Origin of the sequence: Mycobacterium sp. SMC-16 (assembly GCF_046250085.1) — a bacterium.
Classification (GTDB): Bacteria; Actinomycetota; Actinomycetes; order Mycobacteriales; family Mycobacteriaceae; genus Mycobacterium; species Mycobacterium phocaicum.
Genome location: NZ_CP176427.1, coordinates 532093 through 554841 on the forward strand (window position 1 = coordinate 532093; position 22749 = coordinate 554841).

Annotated in this window: 23 protein-coding genes; 13 read left to right on the top strand and 10 right to left on the bottom strand. The window is 67.4% G+C overall.

Annotated elements, in window-relative coordinates:
- Positions 1-83: 83 nt before the first annotated feature.
- Positions 84-749 (bottom strand): fasciclin domain-containing protein, encoded by a 666-nt coding sequence (locus ACJEIK_RS02470; protein ID WP_133428015.1) that lies wholly within the window; start codon positions 747-749, stop codon positions 84-86.
- Positions 750-1013: 264 nt separating this feature from the next.
- On the opposite strand from ACJEIK_RS02470, the gene ACJEIK_RS02475 reads away from it, so the two are divergent.
- On the top strand, positions 1014-2225 hold the full coding sequence (locus ACJEIK_RS02475; protein WP_409430985.1) for a geranylgeranyl reductase family protein: 1212 nt from the start codon (positions 1014-1016) through the stop codon (positions 2223-2225).
- A gap of 196 nt (positions 2226-2421) precedes the next feature.
- Complete coding sequence (locus ACJEIK_RS02480; protein ID WP_016341434.1) at positions 2422-3828, top strand: IS1380 family transposase; 1407 nt, start codon at positions 2422-2424, stop codon at positions 3826-3828.
- A gap of 170 nt (positions 3829-3998) precedes the next feature.
- Here ACJEIK_RS02480 and ACJEIK_RS02485 read toward each other — a convergent pair whose 3' ends face one another.
- The 3 genes from ACJEIK_RS02485 to ACJEIK_RS02495 all read right to left on the bottom strand — a co-directional run bounded on the left by ACJEIK_RS02485 (position 3999) and on the right by ACJEIK_RS02495 (position 6831).
- Complete coding sequence (locus ACJEIK_RS02485; RefSeq protein ID WP_409430986.1) at positions 3999-4883, bottom strand: cyclopropane mycolic acid synthase family methyltransferase; 885 nt, start codon at positions 4881-4883, stop codon at positions 3999-4001.
- 74 nt (positions 4884-4957) lie between these two features.
- Positions 4958-5821 (bottom strand): cyclopropane mycolic acid synthase family methyltransferase, encoded by an 864-nt coding sequence (locus tag ACJEIK_RS02490; RefSeq protein WP_064860041.1) that lies wholly within the window; start codon positions 5819-5821, stop codon positions 4958-4960.
- 380 nt (positions 5822-6201) lie between these two features.
- Complete coding sequence (locus ACJEIK_RS02495; protein ID WP_409430987.1) at positions 6202-6831, bottom strand: hypothetical protein; 630 nt, start codon at positions 6829-6831, stop codon at positions 6202-6204.
- A 30-nt stretch (positions 6832-6861) separates the two neighbouring features.
- Here ACJEIK_RS02495 and ACJEIK_RS02500 point away from each other — a divergent pair, with 30 nt between their 5' ends.
- Positions 6862-7761: a phosphoribosylaminoimidazolesuccinocarboxamide synthase gene (locus ACJEIK_RS02500; RefSeq protein WP_409430988.1), complete on the top strand. Its 900-nt coding sequence runs from the start codon at positions 6862-6864 to the stop codon at positions 7759-7761.
- Complete coding sequence (locus ACJEIK_RS02505; protein ID WP_409430989.1) at positions 7758-9920, top strand: S9 family peptidase; 2163 nt, start codon at positions 7758-7760, stop codon at positions 9918-9920. Before ACJEIK_RS02500 ends, ACJEIK_RS02505 begins: the two co-directional genes overlap by 4 nt.
- Here the strand turns inward: ACJEIK_RS02505 and ACJEIK_RS02510 are convergent.
- A complete protein-coding gene (locus ACJEIK_RS02510; protein WP_318987353.1) occupies positions 9849-10295 on the bottom strand; it encodes a DoxX family protein in 447 nt (148 codons plus the stop codon). The two genes, ACJEIK_RS02505 and ACJEIK_RS02510, sit on opposite strands and share 72 nt — an antisense overlap.
- Before the next feature lie 80 nt (positions 10296-10375).
- On the opposite strand from ACJEIK_RS02510, the gene ACJEIK_RS02515 reads away from it, so the two are divergent.
- From ACJEIK_RS02515 to ACJEIK_RS02525, 3 genes are all read left to right on the top strand, one after another.
- Positions 10376-10927, top strand: coding sequence for a TetR/AcrR family transcriptional regulator (locus ACJEIK_RS02515; protein ID WP_318987085.1), 552 nt, complete (start codon positions 10376-10378; stop codon positions 10925-10927).
- 320 nt (positions 10928-11247) lie between these two features.
- Positions 11248-11952 (top strand): DUF2334 domain-containing protein, encoded by a 705-nt coding sequence (locus ACJEIK_RS02520; RefSeq protein ID WP_318987084.1) that lies wholly within the window; start codon positions 11248-11250, stop codon positions 11950-11952.
- A gap of 49 nt (positions 11953-12001) precedes the next feature.
- Entirely contained in the window at positions 12002-13642 is a 1641-nt protein-coding gene (locus ACJEIK_RS02525) for an FAD-binding dehydrogenase (protein ID WP_318987083.1), read from the top strand.
- 3 nt (positions 13643-13645) lie between these two features.
- Here ACJEIK_RS02525 and ACJEIK_RS02530 read toward each other — a convergent pair whose 3' ends face one another.
- Positions 13646-14239, bottom strand: a complete 594-nt coding sequence (locus ACJEIK_RS02530) for a phosphatase PAP2 family protein (protein ID WP_409430990.1) — start codon at positions 14237-14239, stop codon at positions 13646-13648.
- Between the two features lie 17 nt (positions 14240-14256).
- The gene (locus tag ACJEIK_RS02535; RefSeq protein ID WP_061002475.1) at positions 14257-14919 is read right to left on the bottom strand and encodes an MBL fold metallo-hydrolase; all 663 of its coding nucleotides are present in this window, start codon (positions 14917-14919) and stop codon (positions 14257-14259) included.
- An 82-nt stretch (positions 14920-15001) separates the two neighbouring features.
- Between ACJEIK_RS02535 and purS the strand changes: the two genes are divergently transcribed.
- Positions 15002-15241, top strand: a complete 240-nt coding sequence (purS, locus tag ACJEIK_RS02540) for a phosphoribosylformylglycinamidine synthase subunit PurS (RefSeq protein ID WP_020098778.1) — start codon at positions 15002-15004, stop codon at positions 15239-15241.
- Complete coding sequence (gene purQ, locus ACJEIK_RS02545; protein ID WP_061002473.1) at positions 15238-15912, top strand: phosphoribosylformylglycinamidine synthase subunit PurQ; 675 nt, start codon at positions 15238-15240, stop codon at positions 15910-15912. Before purS ends, purQ begins: the two co-directional genes overlap by 4 nt.
- A gap of 225 nt (positions 15913-16137) precedes the next feature.
- Here the strand turns inward: purQ and ACJEIK_RS02550 are convergent, their stop codons facing one another.
- Both ACJEIK_RS02550 and ACJEIK_RS02555 read right to left on the bottom strand, forming a co-directional pair.
- The gene (locus ACJEIK_RS02550) at positions 16138-16935 is read right to left on the bottom strand and encodes a family 1 encapsulin nanocompartment shell protein (RefSeq protein ID WP_133428311.1); all 798 of its coding nucleotides are present in this window, start codon (positions 16933-16935) and stop codon (positions 16138-16140) included.
- On the bottom strand, positions 16932-17948 hold the full coding sequence (locus ACJEIK_RS02555; RefSeq protein WP_133428310.1) for a Dyp-type peroxidase: 1017 nt from the start codon (positions 17946-17948) through the stop codon (positions 16932-16934). Before ACJEIK_RS02555 ends, ACJEIK_RS02550 begins: the two co-directional genes overlap by 4 nt.
- A 51-nt stretch (positions 17949-17999) precedes the next feature.
- Here ACJEIK_RS02555 and ACJEIK_RS02560 point away from each other — a divergent pair, with 51 nt between their 5' ends.
- Together ACJEIK_RS02560 and ACJEIK_RS02565 are read left to right on the top strand one after the other, a co-directional pair.
- Entirely contained in the window at positions 18000-19259 is a 1260-nt protein-coding gene (locus tag ACJEIK_RS02560; RefSeq protein WP_409430991.1) for a M18 family aminopeptidase, read from the top strand.
- 14 nt (positions 19260-19273) lie between these two features.
- Positions 19274-19627: a VOC family protein gene (locus tag ACJEIK_RS02565; RefSeq protein ID WP_409430992.1), complete on the top strand. Its 354-nt coding sequence runs from the start codon at positions 19274-19276 to the stop codon at positions 19625-19627.
- Between the two features lie 4 nt (positions 19628-19631).
- Here ACJEIK_RS02565 and ACJEIK_RS02570 read toward each other — a convergent pair whose 3' ends face one another.
- Positions 19632-19802: a hypothetical protein gene (locus ACJEIK_RS02570; protein ID WP_162563272.1), complete on the bottom strand. Its 171-nt coding sequence runs from the start codon at positions 19800-19802 to the stop codon at positions 19632-19634.
- A gap of 137 nt (positions 19803-19939) precedes the next feature.
- Between ACJEIK_RS02570 and ACJEIK_RS02575 the strand changes: the two genes are divergently transcribed.
- Together ACJEIK_RS02575 and purL are read left to right on the top strand one after the other, a co-directional pair.
- Complete coding sequence (locus ACJEIK_RS02575) at positions 19940-20362, top strand: DoxX family protein (protein ID WP_409430993.1); 423 nt, start codon at positions 19940-19942, stop codon at positions 20360-20362.
- A gap of 51 nt (positions 20363-20413) precedes the next feature.
- The gene (gene purL, locus ACJEIK_RS02580) at positions 20414-22702 is read left to right on the top strand and encodes a phosphoribosylformylglycinamidine synthase subunit PurL (protein WP_409430994.1); all 2289 of its coding nucleotides are present in this window, start codon (positions 20414-20416) and stop codon (positions 22700-22702) included.
- The last annotated feature ends 47 nt before the right edge of the window (positions 22703-22749 follow it).

Genomic DNA, 22749 nt, shown 5'->3' on the forward strand with positions numbered 1-22749 from the left:
TATGAAAAGCCTTGAAGTGCAACGGATATCGATTTAATGGCTGCGGCTTCGGCTGATCAGTACCGAATCGCGGTGTGATTCCGTCAGGTCGGCGGCATCAGGACCGAATCGATCATGTACACCGTGGCATTCGCGGTCTTGACTCCGCCGCACACCAGCGCGGCGTCATTGACTTTCAGACCTGCGCCGTCGCCGGTGACGCTCACCGGCGAGCTCTCGAGGGTGGTGTGGGTTCCGGCCACCGCCGCAGGCGAGAGTTGGCCTTGCACAACGTGATACGTGAGGATCCTGGTCAGGGTGGCGGAGTCCGTCTTGAGTGTGTCCAGAGTCGCTGCCGGCAGCTTCTTGAAGGCATCGTCGGTGGGCGCGAAAACGGTGTATTCGCCATTGTTCAGAGTCGCGACCAGGTTGACGTTCGGGTTCAGCTTGCCCGACAGTGCCGCCGTCAGCGTGGTCAGCATCGGATTGTCGGAGGCTGCCGTCGCGACCGGGTGCAACCCCATCCCGGCGACCGAACCCGGCCCAGTGGGGACCTGCTGTGCGTAAGCCTGGCAACCAGTGCCCACGAGTGCCGTGTCGGGTGGGGCCGATGTCACTGCCGAGGCAGCACTTGGCATAGAAGCCATGTTCGTACTCGGCGCAGCTGAGGATGCCGACTTGGTGCCGGCGTCCGAACACGCTGATAGGCCGATGACGGCGACAATCGACAGGCCGGCGGCCGCGATGTGTGGATAGCGAGGGTGTTGCATCCGGGTCTCCTCAGTGCGGACGACTGCCGCGGTGGTTTGTTCTTTGTTTACTGATTCGGAGCCCCGGTGCTTTTGGATGGGTCCGCGGGCGGATGGAATCAGGATTGTCCGCCAACGTGATTCGACTGAAGGGAGGGAACGGCCAGACTCGTGTACCCGAAGACACCGAATTCGCTGCCGCACCCATCCGGGCCGCCCCTGGCTCCGAACCCCTCCTGCGACCCGCAGCGTGGTGGCTCGGGCGTCGGACGAGAGTGAAACCAGATGACGCAGCGATTTGACGTGGCGATAGTGGGCGGCGGCCCGGCAGGGTCGGCGGCCGTATGGCAGGCGGCGCAGGCAGGGGCTCGCGTGCTGTTGCTGGACAAGGCTGAGTTCCCCCGAGACAAGCCGTGTGGTGATGGCCTGACACCGCGGGCGGTCAGCTACATCCAGAAGATGGGACTCGCTGAGCAGGTCGCGAAGTTCCACCGCGTGAATCGGGCCACCGTCTACAGTCCGAGCCGCTGGGACCTGGCATTCCCGGACCGCCCGGGGATGCCTGATCACGGTCACGTGGCGCGCCGACTGGATCTCGACTTGATGCTGCTCGACCGGGCCGAGTTCTGCGGCGCCGAGGTGCGCCGCGGCACCGAGGTCGCCGGACCGATTCTCGATGACGGTGGGCGCGTGGCAGGAGTGGTGCTCAAAAGCGGCGAACGGGTCGCAGCTGATGCGGTGATTGCCGCAGACGGCGCCCATTCGCCGATCAAGCGGGCCCTGAATCTCGTCTCGCAGCACAACGGTTACGCCGCGATCGCGATCCGGGCCGAGATGTCCGCCAATCGACCGGATGTCGACTCGCTCGATGTGCACTTACAACTGAGATTCCGCGGCGATCAACTGCCGGGTTATGGCTGGGTTTTCCCACTCGGCGGGGGCCGGGTGAACATCGGTCTCGGGTATGTGAACAGCTACAAGAAGTGGCAGCAGATCAACGCGACGCAGTTGCTTGGTGAGTTCCTGGCGGGACTACCCCAAGAGTGGCAGCTACCGTCGATCGGCGAGTTGATGAAAGCGAAGGCCGTACGGGCGTGGCGGCTACCGATGGGATTCACGGCGTGGCCGCCGTGGCGACCCGGTGTCCTGTTCGCCGGCGACGCGCTCGGCGCGGCGCGGCCGGCTTCAGGCGCAGGGATCTCCAAGGGGTTGCAATCCGGACTGGCGGCCGGTGAATGCGCAATCGCGGCGCTGACCAACGGTGGGCCAGACGATTTCACCAACTACACCCAGCGAGTGGAAGCGGCATGGGGCAAGGAATATCGCCGCGGTCGATGGTTCCACCGGCTGGTCGGTGTGCCTGCGATCGCGGCTGCCGGGGTGCGAACGCTCGATGCCGTCAGCAATCCGTCGGTGCGGGCGAGGCTGCTGTTCTGGGAGCAATGGTCCGACCCTGAAACCTCGCCGCATTCGGCGGGGTCGGGTCCCGAATCGTAGAATGGGCAAAAGCGCCGTGCGTCAACGTATTTGACGTGCGACCGGCCCGCCCGGGGCCGGTCGCACGTTTACCTAACCCGGATTTTTCGTGGAATGTTGACTGTGGGGGTGTGTAGATAAGCGAAAGTGCCTGTCCTGCAAGGAATAATTGGACTTCTCTACGGTTCAAAAACCCTGACGGGAAGGCACTTCGCAGGTGAAGAATATCGCGGCGGCATCGCCGGTGAAAGTTTCCGCCGACGGCCATGGCGTTGTGTCGCATGCCGGGATGGGCATGCTGCGTGAGCTTGCCGACCGGACCGGCTTATCGGCGCAGGTCACGGCCGCGTTGGCCGACACCTACCGCGGCCCGTGGGTGTATGCGCCTGGGGAGGTGTTCGCTGATCTGGCGGCCGCGGTCGCCGACGGCGCGGACTGCATCGACGCGGTCGGTCAGCTGTGCGGTGACCGGGAGCACGTCCTGGGGGCCAAGGCCTCAACGACCACCATGTGGCGGCTGATCGATGAGCGGATCGATGCCGCGCATCTACCCGGGGTGCGCGCAGCCCGAGCCGCGGCGCGGGCAGCGGCCTGGGCTGTCGGAGCCGCCCCCACCACCGGCGGCTGGCTGCATATCGACATCGATGCCACGCTGGTGATCGATCACTCCGACAACAAGGCCGGGGCTGCGCCGACCTGGAAGAAAACGTTCGGGCTGCACCCGCTGCTGGCGTTTCTGGACCGCCCCGACATCGCCGGCGGCGAAGCCCTGGCCGGGTTGCTGCGCAACGGTAACGCCGGCTCCAACACCGCCTCCGACCACATCATCGTCCTGCACCAGGCTTTGGCATCGCTGCCAGCGGCGTGGCGGCCCAACCCCGACGATCCCGACAACCCCGAGGCCCCGAAGGTGTTGGTGCGCTGCGATACCGCCGGATCCACCCACAAATTCGCCGCAGCGTGCCGGGCCGCCGGGGCCGGGTTCTCCTTCGGGTACCCCGTCGATACCCGCGTCCAGGACGCCGTGGACACCCTCAACCTCGGCGATTGCTGGTATCCAGCGATCGACACCGACGGCGGGATCCGCGACGGCGCGTGGGTCGCTGAAGCCACCGACCTGGTCAACCTGGCCTCCTGGCCCGAAGGGACCCGGCTGATCCTGCGTAAAGAACGCCCCCACCCCGGCGCGCAGTTGCGGTTCACCGACGCCGACGGCATGCGGGTCACCGCGTTCATCACCGACACACCACCGGGTGTCGTACCCGGTCAGGTCGCCGGTCTGGAACTACGGCACCGCCAGCACGCCCGCGTCGAGGACCGTATCCGCGAACTCAAAGCCACCGGGCTGCGTAACCTGCCCTGCCACTCCTTCTGGGCCAATGCTGCCTGGCTCGAAATCGTCCTGGCCGCCGCTGACCTGGTCACCTGGACCCGCCTCATCGGGTTCGCCAGCGATCGCGCTCTGGCCCGCGTCGAGATCACCACGTTCCGCTACCGGGTCCTGCACGTGGCCGCCCGTATCACCCGCGGCGCCCGCCAACTGCGGCTACGCATCGATGCCACCTGGCGCTGGGCGGCGGCGATCGCCGCCGCCTGGCACCGCGTCCGCACCGCCTTCGGATAACACCCCACCCCATCGGACCCATCAACGATGAAGGACCCACAGGCCCCAGGAAAGCCCGCCCCACCCGGCGACACGGGACAGCACCTCTACGCCACCACACGAAAACCACTACCCAACAACACAACTCGGCATCACACCGAACCCACACCAATTACCACGCAAAATCCGGGCTAAGCGCTGCGCTTGTGATAACTGGCGAGCGTGACGTCGAGCAGGCCTTCGGTGAAGTATCGTTCGCACCCGCGCAGATATCTCATGAAGCGCTGGTACACCTCTTCTGATTGGACCTCAACAGCTTTCGCGTGGTTGGCCTCGAGCGCGTCGCCCCATGTCTTGAGCGTCCGGATGTAGTGCGGCCGAAGGGATATGGCCTCGGGGACGACGAAACCGGCCCGTTCGCCGTGCTCGATCATCATGTCCGTCGTCGGAATCCGCCCGCCGGGGAAGATTTCGGTGACGATGAATTTGATGAAGCGTGCGGTTTCGAAGGTGACTTTCTTACCGTCCGCGTTCAACTGGTACGGATGGAAGCCGACGCTGCTCTGGATCGTCATCCGACCGTCGGCCGGAAGGATGTCGAAACACTTCTTGAAGAAATCCGGATAGCGCTCGAACCCGAAATGCTCGAAGGCTTCTATGGACACGATCCGGTCGACGGGCTCGTCGAATTGTTCCCACCCCTGCAGCAGCACCCGGCGGGTTCGCTCGGTGTCGATATCGTCTAGAAGTTGTTGAGTGAACGCCCTCTGGTTCTTCGACAGGGTCAATCCGATGACATTGACGTCGTACTTCTCGACAGCGCGTTTCGCGGTGGCGCCCCAGCCACAACCGATGTCCAACAACGTCATTCCCGGTTTGAGGTTGAGTTTGTCGAGGTTGAGATCGATCTTGGCGAGCTGCGCTTGTTCGAGGTCCAGGGTCGGCGGTTCGAAGTATGCGCAACTGTAGGTGCGCGACGGGTCTTGGAACAGGGCGAAGAAATCGTCGGACAGGTCGTAGTGGGCTTGGATCTCTTCGAAATGCGGACGCATTTCTTCTTGGGAACCAGCAGGCATGGATCCGTGCTTTCCAACGCAGCGCTATGCCACGTCTTTGTGATAGCGGTCTGGTGACAGGCTGTTGTGGTCGGTTACTTCTGCAGAGTGAACTGATTGACGTCCACCTGGCGGCGGTGGAACATGTCGGCGCAGCCGGTCAGATATTTCATGTACCGGTCGTAGACCTCTACGGACTGGATCGCGATGGCCTCGTCGCGGTGCGCCTCCAGTGCCTCGGCCCAGTGGTCGAGGGTTTTCGCATAGTGCGGCTGCAGTGATTGCACGCGGGTGACGCGGAATCCGGCTGCGGTGGAGAGGTTTTCGACCATCTCGATGGACGGCAGACGGCCACCGGGGAAGATCTCGGTCACGATGAACTTCACAAACCTGGCCAACGCGAACGTCAGCGGGATGCCCATTTCCGCGGCCCGGCGCGGGTCGATGCCGCAGATGGTGTGCAGCAGCATGACGCCGTCGGACGGCAACGCGTCATAGGCCATCTGGAAGAACGCCGGATAGCGGTCGTGGCCGAAATGCTCGAACGCGCCGATGGACACGATCCGGTCGACCGGTTCGTCGAACTGTTCCCACCCTTCCAGGTACACGCGGCGCGAACGCTTGGTGTCCACGCCGTCGAGCAGGTGATTGACGTATGCGGCTTGGTTTTTCGACAGTGTCAGCCCGACGACGTCGACGTCGTACTTCTCGATTGCGCGCCGCATCGTCGCGCCCCAGCCGCAGCCGACGTCGAGCAGCGTCATGCCGGGCTCGAGGCCCAGCTTGCCCAACGCGAGGTCGATCTTCGCCAATTGGGCCTGTTCCAGCGTCATGTCGTCGCGCTCGAAATATGCACAACTGTAGGTCTGGCTCGGATCCAGAAACAGTCTGAAGAAATCATCTGACAGGTCGTAATGCGCCTGGACGTCCGCAAAATGCGGTTTGAGTTTTTCTGCCATGGCTTCCTCTCCAGGCCGACGGCCTGAGAATGCTGATCGCGCGCACACCTCGCTCAGCCGGCGACGTCGACGGCTCGTTGGGAGGTGCTGTGCCCTGTACACGTGTGTGGTGCCCGCACGGTTCACGAGCACGACAACTGGGATTCGTTGCCAGGTTTCAGTTGGATGGGTCCGGCGCCGAAATTGATGGATTTGCCCGGTTGCTGGAGCGACATCGGCGCAGCGATCAGCAGCGCAGGAATTCGCGGTCTGGCGGCGCCCGCGCTGCTGGAGCGATCAGCCAGAGAAGCCCTGAAACATGTTGCCGACGGCTTACCAGTGAAGCAACGACTCAGCGGCAATGCAAGAGCAAACGCCCACGAAACGTCGGGTGTCGTCCGTCAGGACGAGGTGTTGCGTGCCGGGCGGAGGCCGGCCGACCGCAACTCGAGCGCCGCCAGCTTACGGATCGCGATGGTGTCGTGGGTGCGCCAGGCGTTGACGGGGTCATCGGAAACCTCGGTCAGCTTTGCCAACGGCCGGTTGGCCAGCGCCCGGAACGCCAGCAGCTGCTCGCCGGCGTCGGTCGAGGCCAGCGTCACCGCGGTCCACTTGCGGCGGAAGAACCGGATCCGCAGTGCCAGCCACGGCATCGCCACGGCGAGGATCGGCGGTAGCGCCACTGCCAGTGCGAGCACCCAGGCCAGCCAGCTCGCGGTGCTGTTCAGGCTGTCGCCCGCGCCCGCGATGTCGACCGCCGCGTTGCCGGCCGACCGCAGCGGGGCCCCGAACGCCTTCCCGATCAGGGGAATGCCGTCGGCGTTGTGGCCGGCAGAGGCCAGGCTGTCCGCAACACCGTCGGCGCCGTCGTGCACCTGACGCCCGACGTCGGCGATGGTGGCGATCGCGCTGTGCACCGCGACGCCGACGGAGATCCAGATGACGAACCACACCAGCGCGACGATGTCGCTGGTCAGCTGGGCGAGCAACCGGCCCGGCGTCCGGGCGTAGGGCACATAGCGCGAACTCATGCCAACCATCCCAACAGATAGGGTGGTCCGATGCGCCCAGCTTTGTCCGACTACCGGCATCTGACCAGCGGCAAGGTTCGCGACCTGTACCGCATCGACGACGACCACCTGCTGTTCGTCGCATCGGACCGGATCTCGGCTTTCGACTACGTCCTCGACAGCGAGATCCCGGACAAGGGCCGCGTACTCACCGCCATGAGCGTCTTCTTCTTCGACTATCTGGCCGAGCAGCTGGGCACCGCCAGCCACCTCGCCGGCCCGGCCGACGACGAGCGCATCCCCGCCGAGGTGCTGGGCCGTGCCCTGGTGGTGCGCAGCCTGGAAATGATGCCGGTCGAGTGCGTGGCGCGCGGCTACCTGACCGGTTCGGGGCTCATCGACTACCGCAAGACGGGCCAGGTGTGCGGCATCGCGCTACCCGAGGGCCTGACAGAGGCCAGTCGGTTCGGTGAGCCGCTGTTCACGCCGGCGACCAAGGCCGAGATCGGGGCACACGACGAGAACATCGCGTTCGATGCCGTCGTGAAGCTCGTCGGCGCCGAGCGGGCCGAGCAGCTGCGTGACGAGACCCTGAAGGTTTACAGCGCCGCCGCCGCGCACGCGCTGACCAAGGGAATCATCTTGGCGGACACCAAGTTCGAGTTCGGAGTCGATGCCGACGGCGGGCTGGTGCTGGCCGATGAGGTGCTGACGCCGGACTCGTCGCGGTACTGGCCGGTCGAGGGCTACACCGAAGGTGTGGTGCAGCCCAGCTTCGACAAGCAGTTCGTCCGGAACTGGCTGACCGGCCCGGACTCCGGCTGGGACCGCGCCGGTGACACCCCGCCCCCGCCGTTGCCCGACGACATCGTCGAGGCCACCCGGGCGCGATACATCGAAGCGTACGAACGGATTTCGGGCCGCCGCTTTGCCGATTGGGTCGGCGCGTGAGCACCCCGCCGATCGCCAAGAAGGTCGAGCATCGCCGCGAACACCACGGCGACGTGTTCATCGACCCGTACGAGTGGATGCGCGACAAGAACGATCCCGAGGTGCTCGCACTCCTGAACGCGGAGAACGCCTACACCGAGGAGATCACCGCACCACTGGAACCGTTGCGGCAGAAGATCTTCGACGAGATCAAGGCCCGTACCAAAGAGACCGACCTGTCGGTGCCGACCCGTCGCGGCGACTGGTGGTACTACGCCCGCAGCTTCGAGGGCAAGCAGTACAGCGTGCACTGCCGGTGCCCCATCAGCGATCCCGACGACTGGACCCCGCCGCAGCTCGACGAGCACACCGAGGTCCCTGGCGAGCAGGTGTTGCTGGACGAGAACGTCGAGGCCGAGGGGCATGACTTCTTCTCTCTCGGCGCGGCCACCGTCAGTGTCGACGCCAACATCCTGGCGTACTCCGTCGACACCGTCGGCGACGAGCGATACACGTTGAAGTTCAAGGACTTACGCACGGGCGAGCTGTACGACGACCGGATCACCGGCATCGGCGCGGGCGGCACCTGGGCGGCCGACAACCGGACGCTCTACTACGTCACGGTCGACGAGGCCTGGCGGCCCGACACCGTCTGGCGGCATCGCCTGGGCTCCGGACTGCCCGGTGAAAAGGTGCACCACGAATCCGACGAGCGGTTCTGGGTGGGCGTGGGCCGCACCCGCAGTGACAAGTACATCTTCATCGCGGCCGGCAGCGCGGTCACCTCCGAGGTGCGCTACGCCGACGCGCGCGATTCCAAGGCCGAGTTCACGGTCGTGTTGCCGCGCAAGGATTCCGTGGAGTACTCGGTCGAGCACGCGGTGGTCGGCGGCGAGGATCGGTTCCTGATCCTGCACAACGACGGCGCCGAGAACTTCACCCTCGTGGATGTGCCGGTGTCCGCTGCCCCGCTGGCCGGCCTCGAGGGCGCCCGCACGCTCATCGAGCACCGCGACGACGTGCGCCTCGACGGCGTAGATGCGTTCGCCGACCAGTTGGTGGTCAGTTATCGCCGCGAAGCCTTGCCGCGGATTCAGCTGTGGCCCTTCGATTCCGACGGCAACTACGGCGACACCCAGGAGATCGCCTTCGAGTCGGAACTGATGTCGGTCGGCCTGTCGGGCAACCCGAACTGGTCGTCGCCGCGGCTGCGGGTGGGGGCGACGTCGTTCGTCATCCCGGTGCGGATCTATGACCTGGACCTGGCCACCGGGGAACGAATCCTGTTGCGCGAGCAGCCGGTTCTCGGTGACTACCGGCCGCAGGACTATCTCGAGCGCCGGGACTGGGCCGTGGCGGCCGACGGCACGAAGGTGCCGCTGTCGATCATCCAGCGGGCGGGCGCGCCGACGCCGGCGCCGGCGCCGGCGCTGCTGTACGGCTACGGCGCCTACGAGTCCTGCGAGGACCCGCGCTTCTCGATCGCGCGACTGTCGCTGCTGGACCGCGGCGTGGTGTTCGTCATCGCGCATGTGCGTGGCGGCGGCGAGTTGGGACGCGGTTGGTACGAGCACGGCAAGCTGCTGGAGAAGAAGAACTCCTTCACCGACTTCATCAGTGCCGCAGAGCATCTCATCGCCACCGGCGTCACCCGGCCGGAGAATCTCGTGGCCCTCGGCGGCAGTGCCGGTGGCCTGCTGATGGGTGCGGTCGCCAACATGGCGCCGCAGCTGTTCGCCGGGATCCTGGCGCAGGTGCCCTTCGTCGACGCCCTGACCACCATCCTCGATCCGTCGTTGCCGCTCACCGTCACCGAGTGGGACGAGTGGGGTAATCCGTTGGCGGACAAGGACGTCTACGACTACATGAAGTCCTACACGCCATACGAGAACGTGACGGCCCAGGACTACCCGGCGATCCTGGCGATGACGTCGCTCAACGACACCCGCGTGTACTACGTCGAACCGGCGAAATGGGTTGCCGCGCTGCGCAGCACCAAGACCGACGACCATCCCGTCCTGCTCAAGACCGAGATGGCCGCCGGGCACGGCGGCACCAGTGGGCGTTACGAACGCTGGAAAGAAGCCGCGTTCCAGTACGCCTGGGTGCTAGCCACCGCGGACCGCGACAAATATGGCAGCGGCCAGGTAGACGACCTCCTGGACGGAGCGCACACCTAGATTCGCCGTCATGGACGGCGGGGTGTCGGGCATCTGCGCGGCGTAGATGTTGGCCGGGAACATGGCCAGCATCAGCAGGAACAGGCAGATCGCGGCCGCGACGCGAGTGGGCGGAAACAGGAGGCCGACGGCGCCGAGCAGTTCGAGCACGCCGGTGATGGCCACCAGACGTTCCGGCGACGGCAGCTGCGGTGGGACGATCGCGATCATGTCGCGCCGCATGCCCGGGGTGAAGTGCGCGACGCCGGTCATGGAGAACATCAGGGCCAAGCCGACCGCGATGGCGCTCGGCCAGCTGTCCACGTAACCAACCCCGAGCCAGCCGGCTACGCGCGCGGCCAAACTGCCCAGCACGAGAGCGAGAAGAACGGCCATGGGCTGCGCCTCCATAATCTAGTCGACGTCTAGATTGAAGGATATCCTGGAACTTGACACTGTCAAGATAGGATGCGGACATGGCCAGGCAGAGCTATCACCACGGCGACCTCAAGGCCGTCATCCTGGTGCAGGCGGCTGCGCTCGTCGCCGAACGCGGCGCCGACAGCATCTCGTTGCGTGAGTTGGCCCGCGCCGCCGGTGTCTCACACGCGGCGCCGGCGCACCACTTCACCGATCGGCGGGGATTGTTCACCGCCCTCGCGACGGAGGGCTTCACCCTGCTGGCCGCGGCACTCCGTGAGACCAAACCTGAATTCGCCTACGCGGCAAGGGCCTATGTGCAGTTCGCCCTCGACCACCCCGGCCACTACGCCGTCATGTTCGACAAGATGCTCTACGACGCGGCCGACCCGGCCCTGTGTGCCGCCGAAGCCGAGGCCGCCGCCGAGCTCACGGGCGGCGTCGCGACCCTGGCCGATCCGAATGCCCAGAGCGACCCCGACGGCTCGGCCTTGGCCGCGTGGTCGCTGGTCCACGGCTTCGCCCTGCTGACCCTCAACGGCGCCGTCACCGACGCCGATCCCGTCGACACCGCCGAACGCCTCGCCCGCATCCTCTTCTCCGGCTAGCCCAACGTCCCGCGCCCCACCTCCCGCGAGCGACCGTGTCTGTACGGCAACACGCCGGGTTCCGCGCGCAGAAAGGTCTCACTCACAACTGCCGAGCGCCCGTGTCTGTACGGCAACACGCCGCAATCTGCGTGCGGAAACGTGTCGCTCACGGCTGCCGAGTGGCCCCATTTTGCACACATGCGTCGGCGTGTTGGCGTACAAACGCGGCCGCTCGCGGCAAAGGCGGGGTGCTCTGGGGTGCGAGAAAACGGCCAGTGTTCAGGCGGCACCAATGTCACGGCAACCGACGGGACACCTGACGTTGTCACACTGCTTACATGGCTGGCCAATTGATCGTCTCGATCTCGGGTATCCGGGACCGCACGCTGGGTGACGTCGCGGACTTCTGTGCCGAGCTCGACGCCCGCCAGATTCCCGCGTCGCTGCTGGTCGCCCCGCGGCTCAAGGGTGGGTACCGGCTGGACCGTGACGCCACGACCGTGGACTGGCTGACGGCCCGTCGCACCGGCGGTGCCGCCGTCGTCCTGCACGGGTTCGACGAGGCGGCCAGCAAGAAGCGCCGCGGCGAGTTCGCGGCCCTGCCCGCGCACGAGGCCAACCTGCGGCTGATGGGCGCCGACCGGGTGCTCGAGCACCTCGGCCTGCGCACCCGCCTGTTCGCCGCGCCCGGTTGGACGGCATCGCAGGGCACCGTGACGGCGTTGCCGCGCAACGGCTTCCGGCTCTTGGCGGGCGACAGTGGCATCACCGATCTGGTGCGCTCGACGACCCTTCGGTCGCGCGTCTTCGGCATCGGCGAGGGCTTCCTCACCGAACCCTGGTGGTGTCGCACCCTGGTGCTGGCCGCCGAGCGCACGGCCCGGCGCGGCGGCACCGTCCGGCTCGCGGTGGCCGCCGGCCAGCTGCGCCGGATCGGGCCGCGGCAGGCCATGCTCGACGCCATCGACCTCGCGCTCATGCACGGTTGCGTCCCCGCGGCCTACGAGTGGACGCCAGACCCGGCATTGAACGCGGCAGCCTGAACCTGAGCCATCTGGCTCGTCAACCGCGTGGGGACGCTAGCGTGGCCCCATGGACGCTGACGTCATCGTCGTGGGAGCCGGGCTGGCCGGACTGGTCGCCGCCGCCGAACTGCTCGAGCGGGGCCGCTCGGTCCTGATCGTGGATCAGGAGAACGAGGCCAACATCGGCGGCCAGGCGTTCTGGTCGTTCGGGGGACTGTTCTTCGTTGACAGCGCCGAGCAGCGCCGTGTCGGGATCCGCGACAGCTACGAGCGGGCGCTGGAAGATTGGCTGCGCACAGCAGGTTTCGACCGCGACGAAGACCATTGGCCCGAGCAGTGGGCACGCGCCTACGTCGACTTCGCGTCGGGCGAGAAGCGCAGCTGGCTGCGCGAGCGGGGCCTGCAGACCTTCGCGTTGGTCGGCTGGGCCGAACGCGGCGGCTGGGACGGCAAGGGGCCGGGCAACTCGGTGCCGCGTTTCCATATCACCTGGGGCACCGGTCCCGCACTGGTCGACATCTTCGCGCGGCGCGTCGTCGGACACCCGAAAGTGCGGTTCGCGCACCGGCATCGGGTCGACGAGCTCATCGTCGACGGCGGCGCCGTCACCGGCGTGCGCGGTGCGGTGCTGGAGCCGTCGGCCACGGCTCGTGGCGAGGCATCGTCGCGTAACACAGTGGGAGACTTCGAGTTCCGGGCGCAGGTGGTGATCGTCGCCAGTGGCGGCATCGGCGGTAACCACGACCTGGTGCGCCAGAACTGGCCCAAGCGCATGGGCCGGGTGCCCGGGCAGCTGCTGTCCGGTGTGCCCGCGCACGTCGACGGCCGGATGCTCGGAATCAGCCAGGCCGCCGGCGCCGGCGTCATCAACAACGACCGGATGTGGCACTACACCGAGGGCATCACCAACTACGACCCGATCTGGCCGCTGCACGGCATCCGCATCCTGCCCGGCCCGTCGTCGCTGTGGCTGGACGCCACCGGCAAGCGGCTGCCCGACCCGCTGTACCCGGGTTACGACACCCTGGGCACGCTGGAGTACATCTGCCAAACCGGTTACGACTACACGTGGTTCGTGCTCGACCAGAGCATCATCGCCAAGGAGTTCGGGCTGTCCGGACAGGAGCAGAATCCCGACCTCACCGGCAAGAACCTGCGGGAAGTGCTGGGACGCAGTCGGGGTGGTGGCCCCGCCCCGGTCCGCGCGTTCGTCGACAAGGGCGTGGACTTCGTGGCGGCGAACACGTTGCGCGACTTGGTTTCTGCCATGAACAAGGTGCCCGACGTCGAACCGCTGGACTACGCGACCGTCGAGGCCGAGGTCGCCGCCCGCGACAAGGAGATGACCAGCAAGCTCACCAGCGACGGCCAGACCGTCGCCTACCGGGCCGCGCGCTCCTACCTGCCGGACCGGCTGGCCCGCATCGCCGGACCGCACAAACTGACCGACCCCAAGGCCGGCCCGATGATCGCCGTCAAGCTGCACATCCTGACCCGAAAGTCGTTGGGTGGCTTGCACACCGACCTCGACTCCCGGGTGCTGACGCCCGAGGGCGCGGTGCTCGACGGGCTGTACGCGGCGGGTGAGGCGGCCGGCTTCGGTGGCGGCGGCGTGCACGGCTACCGGGCGCTTGAAGGCACCTTCCTGGGCGGCTGCATCTTCTCCGGCCGCGCCGCCGGACGTGCCGCCGCCCGCGCTGTCGGCTGAGTCCTACCCGCGAGCAGACGAGCGCAGGCGGGGTGCGCCTCCAGCTCGCGGAGAGCGGCGCAGTGACTGCGGGCCGGCGGCCAGCACCGCCAGGCACACCATCGACGTGGCATAGAGCGCGCCACCGATGATGTCGGTGAAGTAGTGGAAGCCGTTGCTGGCCATGCCGATAGAAGGGATGGCGGCGCCGATCGCGGCGATCGAGACACTCCACGCGTGCACCCCGATCCCGAGCACCAGCATGGCCGCGACAGTGATCGCCACGGTCGTGTGACCGCTGGGATAGGCCAGATTCTCGCCGTACCAGGGCCGGCCGAACAGCACCTTCAGCACCTTGGCGCCGATGATCGAGATGATCGGGCACAACGCGGCAACGGTGGCCAGCCGCCATTCGCGTCGCCACAGCGGGATGCCCACCGCCACCAGGTAGAGCGGCACCAGCACCTTGACGCGGTTCAGCAGCAGCATCCAGTACGGGTGGTCACCGAGCAGTGCGCGCGACGTCTGCATGAACCAGTGATCCACGGCCGAGTCGCCCGACCGGACGACGATGCCCAGCGCGATCATCGCGGTGAATCCGACCAGCGGCCACCACACCAAGAACCGTCGCGTGTTCAGAACCGCATCTCCTGCTCGGGCGTCAGCACCCGGAAGTCGGTGTCGGTCATCTCGTCGAGCCGGCCGTAGTAGATGCCCTTGGCCTGCTCGGCGACGACGCCCTGATGGATCGGCACCGCATGCTGCGGCGCGACGGCCCGCAGGAAGTCGACGGCCTCGGCGATCTTCATCCACGGCGCGGCGGCCGGCGCCGCCAGCACCTCGACGGGCTCGTCCGGCACGAACAGCGCGTCGCCCGGATGCATCAGACGGGCGGCGTGACCAGCATCACCGACCAGGTACGAGATGTTGTCGATGATCGGGATGTCCGGGTGGATGACGGCGTGCGTGCCGCCCGCGCCGCGCACCGTCAGGTGACCGATCGACAGGGTGTCGCCGACGTGCACGGCCTGCCACGCACCACCCAGTTGCGCCGCGGTCATGGGGTCGGCGTATAGCTTGGCCTGCGGATTCGCCTCGACAAGGGCGGGGAGCCGGGCCGGGTCGGCGTGGTCGGGGTGCTGATGGGTGATGAGGATCGCGTCCAGTCCGGTGATGCCCTCGAACCCGTGCGAGAAGTTGCCGGGGTCGAACAGGACGGTGGTCGCCTGGCTACCGGCGGCGCCGTCACCCACAAATCGGGCCAACAGGCAGGAATGTCCGAAGTGCGTCAGCTCCATCAGTCCATTGTGCGGGCAACGCCGCGAACAGGGGCGCCGGTAGAGTGAGCGCGAGCAATCCGACCCGAACAAAGGAGCGCGCGTGGCCCGCGTCGTTGTGCACGTGATGCCCAAGGCCGAGATCCTGGACCCGCAAGGCCAGGCGATCGTGGGAGCGCTGGGGCGCCTCGGGATCACCGGAGTGTCCGACGTCCGCCAGGGCAAGCGTTTCGAGCTCGAGGTCGACGACACGGTGTCCGACGAGACGCTGGAGCACGTCGCCGAGACGCTGCTGGCCAACACCGTCATCGAGGACTTCTCGGTGCACCGGGAGAACGCATGACCACGAAGGTCGGTGTCATCACCTTCCCCGGCACGCTCGACGACGTCGACGCGGCGCGGGCGGTCCGGGCCGTCGGCGGCGAGGCCGTCAGCCTCTGGCACGCCGATCCCGACCTCAAGGGCGTCGACGCCGTCATCGTCCCCGGCGGCTTCTCCTACGGCGACTACCTGCGCTGCGGCGCCATCGCGAAGTTCGCGCCCGTGATGACCTCGGTCGTCGAAGCGGCCGGCAAGGGCATGCCCGTGCTGGGCATCTGCAATGGCTTCCAGGTGCTGTGCGAGGCCGGGCTGCTGCCGGGCGCGCTGACCCGCAACGAGGGCCTGCACTTCATCTGCCGCGACGTGTGGCTCGAGGTCACCGCGACGTCGACCGCGTGGAGCAGCCGCTACGACGCCGGCGCCGACATCCTGATCCCCCTCAAGTCGGGTGAAGGACGGTACGTCGCGTCGGAGAACGTGCTCGACGAGCTCGAAGGCGAAGGCCGCGTGGTCTTCCGCTACCGCGACAACATGAACGGCTCGATGCGCTCGATCGCCGGGATCAGCTCGGCCAACGGCCGCGTCGTCGGTCTGATGCCGCATCCCGAGCACGCCACCGAGGCGCTCACCGGTCCGTCCGACGACGGGCTCGGCATCTTCTTCTCGGCGCTCGACGCGGTCCTGAGCGCCTGATCCGTTCTGACTTGCCCGCGAGGGTGCATACAGATCGCGAAAATCGCACGCGAGACGCGCTGGGCGCACCCTCGTTGGTGTGGCCGACGCAGCTGCGCCCAGGCTTCAGGGTCAACTCGGTTTGAGCGTCCCGACCCGTTGACCCTGACCTGAGGGCGCACCTCACTCGAACAAGTGCGCCCTGGGTACAGGATCAAACGCGGCGTGGGGGGAACTACCGATGCGTCAGCTGTCGAGCGCGACGGACGCCTCGGCGGTGTACACCAGGAACGTCAGCGTCTCCTGCAGGTACAGCTGCACCGTCTCGGCATCGTGGGACAGGTAGCCGATGGTCACATCGGTGCCCAGCTGCAGATCGAAATCGCCTCCGCGCGTGGACAATACGAACGCGCCGTCGATCGCCGGCGCCCAGATGATCTCACCGTCGACCAGTCGGTTGAGGTGCTCGAGCAGGGGGTAGCCGTGCTCGGTGGTCTCGCTGACCTTGGTGTAGGCCTCCGCCGACAACAGCACCGAATACGGCCCGTCCACACCGGCCAGGCGCAGTTCCGACAGGGCCTGCGAGATGACGTCCGGGTAGCCGCGCGGGTCGCTCGGCAGCGCCAGCGCCGGGTTGGAGCTGGCGGCCCGGATGCCCTCGATCTGCGCGGCGGGGTAGCCCTCGAAGATCGCCCGGTCCTCGGAGAACGCCAGCTTCTTGGCGGCCTCCTTCACCGGGTCCCAGTCGGAGTCCTGTGCGCCGCGCTCGACGTCATCGACGGCCGTGCGAGTCACCGTGAACGGCACGCGAAGGCGGACCAGCTGGCGTGCCTCGCGAAGGTGCGCCACCACACCGTCGGCCGGTGACGTGACGTCGACGAGGTGGCCGGTGCTGACCGCGGCCGTCTTCGGCCCACCCGGTTCGCTGACGTCGACGACGCGACGGCCGGCGATGTGCCGCTTGAACGTCCGGGCGGCCTCCTCCTCGATCTGGGCCCACGCGGCCGCGGTGATCGGAGCGAGATCGCGGTACAGGTTGTTCATTGCGGTTGACCTTTCAGACTGCCGATGGACAGGGTGCCGGTGGACTTGGGTTGGGCTTCGGGTTCGGCCGGTGGTGCGACGGGCAGGGGTGGTGGGGCATCGAGGAAATCCACTGTGGGCGTGAAGAACAACACTCCGGTGACCGCGGTGGAGAAATCCAGGATGCGATCGGTGTTGCCCGGCGGATCGCCGATGAACATATTGCGCAGCATGCGTTCGGTGACGGCCGGGTCGGCCGAGTACGCGATGTAGTACGTGCCGAATTCCCCTGCGCCGACGCGGCCGAACGGCATGTTGGCCCGCACGATCTGCAGTTGATTGCCGTCGTCGTCTTCGATCACGTTGAGCGCAAGGTGCGAGTTGGGCGGCTTGACGTCGTCGGCCATCTCGATGTCCTCGAGCTTGCTGCGGCCGATCACCCGTTCCTGCTCGGTGACGCTGAGCGACTCCCACGACGCCATGTCGTGCAGGTACTTCTGCACGTGAACGTAACTGCCACCGGCGAATTCGGGATCGTCGTCACCGACCAGTGCCGCGACCACGGCGTCCGGACCATCCGGGTTCTCGGTGCCGTCGACGAAGCCCAGCAGATCGCGGTTCTCGAAGAACTTGAATCCGTGCACCTCGTCGATCACCGTCACGGCGCCGTCGAGTGACTTCAGAATCTGGCTGGCCAGCTCGAAGCACACGTCCATGGCGTTGGCCCGGATGTGGAACAGCAGATCGCCCGGCGTCGACGGTGCGTGGTGACGCGCACCCTGCAATTCCGGGAACGGGTGCAGCCCGGCCGGCCGCGGTCCGCTGAACAAGCGATCCCAGGCGTCCGAGCTGATGCCGGTCACCAGGCTCAGACGGCTTGCGGGCGTGCGGAATCCGACTGCCCGAACAAGTCCCGACAACCCGGTGAGCGCATCGTGCACTTCGGGCTCGGCGCCCTCATCGATGGTGGCGATGAGGAAGATCGCGGCAGACGTCAAAGTCGTGAGTACGGGCTGAGGCCGTGCGGGACACACGAATCCGACCCTAGCGGCAACCGTCACGGATTTCCGGGTGATGATGGCCTCATGACCGGAGCTACTGCCGCGGGCCTCTGCGGGTTCATCGACGCGTCGCCCTCGCCATTCCATGTGTGCGAGACAGTGGCCGCGCGGCTGACCGCCGCCGGCTTCACCGAGCTCGCCGAGACCGACGCCTGGCCCGCCACCGAGGGCAACTACTTCACGGTGCGGGCCGGCTCCCTGGTGGCGTGGAAAGCGACCGCCGCGGCCAACCCGTTCCGCATCGTCGGCGGCCACACCGACAGCCCCAACCTGCGGGTCAAGCAGTACCCCGACCGGTTCGTCAGCGGCTGGCAGGTGGTGGCGCTCCAGCCGTACGGTGGCGCCTGGCTCAACTCCTGGCTCGACCGGGATCTCGGTATCAGCGGCCGGCTCTCGGTGCGGCGCGGCAACACCGTCGAGGACGTCCTGGTCCGGATCGACGACCCGATCCTGCGGGTGCCGCAGCTGGCCATCCACCTGTCCGAGGACCGCAAGGGCGTCACCCTCGACCCGCAGCGGCACGTCAACGCGGTGTGGGGCGTGGGCACGGGTACCCGCGACTTCCTCGGTTACGTCGCCGCGCACGCGGGGGTCGACGGTGCCGATGTCCTGGCCGCCGACCTCATGACGCACGACCTCGCGCCGTCGCGCCTGATCGGCGTCGACAGCGATCTGATCAGCGCACCCCGGCTCGACAACCAGGGCACCTGCTACGCCGGGCTGGAGGCGTTCCTGGCCGCCGACGCCCACCGGCACGTGCCGGTACTGGCGCTGTTCGACCACGAAGAGGTCGGGTCGACGTCCGACCACGGCGCGCAGTCCGATCTCCTGCCGACGGTGCTCGAGCGCATCGTCCTGGCGGCCGGCGGCACCCGGGAAGACCTGCTGCGCCGGCTTTCCGGATCCATGGTGGCCTCGGGCGACATGGCGCACGCCACCCACCCGAACTACCCCGAGCGACACGAGCCGGGCCACCTCATCCAGGTCAACGCCGGCCCGGTGCTCAAGGTGCAGCCCAACCTGCGGTACGCCACCGACGGCCGGACCGCCGCGGCGTTCGCGCTCGCGTGCGCCCAGGCCGGCGTGCCGATGCAGCGCTATGAGCACCGCGCCGACCTGCCGTGCGGATCGACGATCGGCCCGATGACGGCCGCGCGCACCGGCATCCCGACCGTCGACGTCGGCGCCGCACAGCTGGCCATGCACTCGGCGCGCGAGGTGATGGGCGCGCTCGACGTGCCGGCCTACGCCGCCGCGCTGCAGGCGTTCCTGTCACCGGCCTGACCTACAGTCGGGCCATGGCACTCAAAGTGGAGATGGTCACATTCGACTGCACCGACGCGCAGGCGCTCGCCGACTGGTGGGCCGCACAATTCGGCGGCAAGGTGCACACCCTGATGCCGGGGGAGTTCTTCGTCGTCAACCTGGCCGAAGGGCCGAACCTGGGTTTCCAGCAGGTCGACGATCCGACGCCCGGCAAGAACCGGCTGCACCTGGACTTCCACCTCGAAGGCGACATCGAGCCAGAACTCGAGCGCCTCAAGGCCGCGGGTGCGACAGAAACCGAACGCCATGCCTTCGGCGAGGTGGCCCGCTGGGTGGTGCTGGCCGACCCGGAGGGCAACGCGTTCTGCGTCGCGGGCGCGGCCTGACGAGCTAGGGACCGGCCTCGTCGACCAGTTCGACACTGGTGGAGACCAACGGCTCAGACGCGGCATGCCACGCCTTGGACGCGACGACGATCGCGCCGGCACAGATACACACCAGGGTCGCGATCACGGCAAACAGCGCGAGCGCACCCCGGTTGAGGCCAAGGTGGAGTCTCATCCGGCCACGCTAAAACCGCCGGATGAGGCCCCGATGGGTCCTACTTATCAGCCCGCTATGAGTGCCGTCGCGATGAGTTCCCGCGCTCGCCCGAGTCGACTTAGTGTTGAACCGTCGATCGAGAAACGGAGTCCGCCATGGCCGACGCCAAGGATGCATCGAAGTCGCGGGCCGCACTGGCCGGCCGCACCACACCGCAGAAGGCCGGCCTCGCGCTGAGCGCCTTCCTGCTGCTGTTCCTGCTGGCCGATGCCGTCCCGAAGATCCTCGGGGTGGAGTTCGCGCGCACCGCGACCGAGGGTCTCGGCTTCCCGCCGTATCAGACGTACGTCATCGGCTGGGTCCTGCTGGCCTGTGTCATCGCCTGGGTGATCCCGCGCACGGCAGTGCTGGGCGCGGTCGGGCTGACGGCCTATCTCGGCGGCGCCGTGACCATCGACATGCACCATGAGGCGTGGTTCCCGGTCGTCTTCGCGGTGGCCTTCGGCCTGCTGATCTGGGGGGCTCTCATTCTGCGGCGTCCGGCGCTGCTCAACGTGCTGGTCGCCGGCGACGAGTAGCCGGCGTTCGCCGTGGCGGGCGGGCCAGTTCGGCAACGGTAGACTCTCTGCGTGACGTCCTCGGTCGATACCGTCAATAACGCGACTACCACGCCCGATCAGCCGCAGCCGTATCGCGAGCTCGGTCTCAAGGATGACGAGTACCAGCGCATCCGCGAGATCCTCGGCCGTCGGCCCACCGATGCCGAGCTGGCGATGTACTCGGTGATGTGGAGCGAGCACTGCTCGTACAAGTCCTCCAAGGTGCATCTGCGCTACTTCGGCGAGACCACCACCGACGAGATGCGCGCCGGCATGCTGGCCGGTATCGGCGAGAACGCCGGCGTCGTCGACATCGGTGACGGCTGGGCCGTCACCTTCAAGGTCGAATCGCACAACCACCCGTCGTACGTCGAGCCGTACCAGGGCGCGGCCACCGGTGTCGGCGGCATCGTCCGCGACATCATGGCCATGGGCGCCCGCCCGGTCGCCGTCATGGACCAGCTGCGCTTCGGCGCGGCCGACGCGCCCGACACCCGCCGCGTGCTCGACGGCGTCGTCCGCGGCGTCGGTGGCTACGGCAACTCGCTGGGCCTGCCGAACATCGGCGGCGAGACCATCTTCGACCCGTCCTACGCCGGTAACCCGCTGGTGAACGCCCTCTGCGTCGGCGCGCTGCGTGTCGAGGACCTGCACCTGGCCTTCGCGTCCGGCACCGGCAACAAAATCATCCTGTTCGGCGCCCGCACGGGCCTCGACGGCATCGGCGGCGTCTCGGTCCTCGCGTCGGACACCTTCTCCGGCGACGAGTCCGGCGCCGGCCGCAAGAAGCTGCCGAGCGTCCAGGTGGGCGACCCCTTCACCGAAAAGGTGCTCATCGAGTGCTGCCTCGAGCTGTACGCCGCGCACCTCGTGGTCGGCATCCAGGACCTCGGCGGCGCCGGATTGTCCTGTGCCACATCGGAACTGGCCTCGGCCGGCGACGGCGGCATGCACATCGACCTCGACAAGGTGCCGCTGCGCGCTGCCAACATGACCCCGGCCGAGGTGCTCTCCAGTGAGTCGCAGGAGCGCATGTGCGCCGTCGTGACGCCGGAGAACGTCGACGCCTTCATGGCCGTCTGCCGCAAGTGGGACGTGCTTGCCACCGTCATCGGTGAGGTCACCGACGGCGACCGGCTGAAGATCAACTGGCACGGCGAGACCGTCGTCGACGTGCCGCCGCGCACCGTCGCCCACGAGGGCCCGGTGTACAACCGGCCCGTCCAGCGCCCCGACACCCAGGACGCGCTGATCGCCGACACCTCCGCCACCCTGCCCCGGCCCAAGACCGGCGACGAGCTGCGCGCCACCCTGCTGCAGCTGCTCGGCAGCCCGCATCTGTGCAGCCGCGCCTTCATCACCGAGCAGTACGACCGCTACGTCCGCGGCAACACCGTCCTGGCCGAGCACGCCGACGGCGGCGTGCTGCGCATCGACGAGGCCACCGGCCGCGGCATCGCGGTGTCGACCGACGCGTCGGGTCGCTACACGCAGCTGGACCCGTACACCGGCGCGCAGCTGGCACTGGCCGAGGCCTTCCGCAACGTCGCCGTCACCGGCGCCACCCCGGTGGCCGTCACCAACTGTCTCAACTTCGGCTCGCCGGAGGACCCGGGCGTCATGTGGCAGTTCTCGCAGGCCGTCCGCGGCCTCGCGGACGGCTGTGCGGCCCTTGGCATTCCGGTCACCGGCGGCAACGTCAGCTTCTACAACCAGACCGGTTCGACGGCGATCCTGCCTACCCCGGTGGTCGGCGTGCTCGGCGTCATCGACGACGTGCACCGCCGCATCCCGACCGGCATCGGCCTGGAGCCCGGCGAGACCCTGATCCTGCTGGGCGACACCCACGACGAGTTCGACGGCTCGGTCTGGGCGCAGGTCACCGCCGACCACCTCGGTGGCGTGCCGCCGCGCGTGGACCTGGGGCGCGAGCAGCTGCTGTCCGAGGTGCTGACCGCAGGATCCCGCGACGGACTGATCTCGGCCGCGCACGACCTGTCCGAGGGCGGGCTCATCCAGGCCGTCGTCGAGGCCGCCCTGGCCGGCGAAACCGGTTGCCGCGTCCTGCTTCCCGAGGATGCGGACCCGTTCGTGCAGCTGTTCTCCGAGTCGTCGGGCCGCGTGCTGGTCGCGGTGCCGCGTACCGAGGAGAGCCGCTTCATGGCGATGTGCGAGGCCCGCGAGCTGCCGGCCGTCCGCATCGGCGTGGTCGATCCGGGCAGCGACTCGATGGAGGTGCAGGGTCAGTTCAGCGTCACGCTCGACGAACTGCGCACAACTTCCGAGAGCGTGCTGCCCGCCCTGTTCTCCCATGAGTGATCTGTGCACGAAAATCCGCGCCCAGCGCGGAAAATCGTGCACAAATC

Excerpts from the sequence above, each read along its gene's own strand:
- ACJEIK_RS02470 (WP_133428015.1), bottom strand. The coding sequence starts at position 749 with ATGCAACACCCTCGCTATCCACACATCGCGGCCGCCGGCCTGTCGATT.
- ACJEIK_RS02475 (WP_409430985.1), top strand. The coding sequence starts at position 1,014 with ATGACGCAGCGATTTGACGTGGCGATAGTGGGCGGCGGCCCGGCAGGG.
- ACJEIK_RS02485 (WP_409430986.1), bottom strand. The coding sequence starts at position 4,883 with ATGCCTGCTGGTTCCCAAGAAGAAATGCGTCCGCATTTCGAAGAGATC.
- ACJEIK_RS02490 (WP_064860041.1), bottom strand. The coding sequence starts at position 5,821 with ATGGCAGAAAAACTCAAACCGCATTTTGCGGACGTCCAGGCGCATTAC.
- ACJEIK_RS02495 (WP_409430987.1), bottom strand. The coding sequence starts at position 6,831 with ATGAGTTCGCGCTATGTGCCCTACGCCCGGACGCCGGGCCGGTTGCTC.
- ACJEIK_RS02500 (WP_409430988.1), top strand. The coding sequence starts at position 6,862 with ATGCGCCCAGCTTTGTCCGACTACCGGCATCTGACCAGCGGCAAGGTT.
- ACJEIK_RS02510 (WP_318987353.1), bottom strand. The coding sequence starts at position 10,295 with ATGGCCGTTCTTCTCGCTCTCGTGCTGGGCAGTTTGGCCGCGCGCGTA.
- ACJEIK_RS02515 (WP_318987085.1), top strand. The coding sequence starts at position 10,376 with ATGGCCAGGCAGAGCTATCACCACGGCGACCTCAAGGCCGTCATCCTG.
- ACJEIK_RS02520 (WP_318987084.1), top strand. The coding sequence starts at position 11,248 with ATGGCTGGCCAATTGATCGTCTCGATCTCGGGTATCCGGGACCGCACG.
- ACJEIK_RS02525 (WP_318987083.1), top strand. The coding sequence starts at position 12,002 with ATGGACGCTGACGTCATCGTCGTGGGAGCCGGGCTGGCCGGACTGGTC.
- ACJEIK_RS02535 (WP_061002475.1), bottom strand. The coding sequence starts at position 14,919 with ATGGAGCTGACGCACTTCGGACATTCCTGCCTGTTGGCCCGATTTGTG.
- purQ (WP_061002473.1), top strand. The coding sequence starts at position 15,238 with ATGACCACGAAGGTCGGTGTCATCACCTTCCCCGGCACGCTCGACGAC.
- ACJEIK_RS02550 (WP_133428311.1), bottom strand. The coding sequence starts at position 16,935 with ATGAACAACCTGTACCGCGATCTCGCTCCGATCACCGCGGCCGCGTGG.
- ACJEIK_RS02560 (WP_409430991.1), top strand. The coding sequence starts at position 18,000 with ATGACCGGAGCTACTGCCGCGGGCCTCTGCGGGTTCATCGACGCGTCG.
- ACJEIK_RS02565 (WP_409430992.1), top strand. The coding sequence starts at position 19,274 with ATGGCACTCAAAGTGGAGATGGTCACATTCGACTGCACCGACGCGCAG.
- ACJEIK_RS02570 (WP_162563272.1), bottom strand. The coding sequence starts at position 19,802 with ATGAGACTCCACCTTGGCCTCAACCGGGGTGCGCTCGCGCTGTTTGCC.
- ACJEIK_RS02575 (WP_409430993.1), top strand. The coding sequence starts at position 19,940 with ATGGCCGACGCCAAGGATGCATCGAAGTCGCGGGCCGCACTGGCCGGC.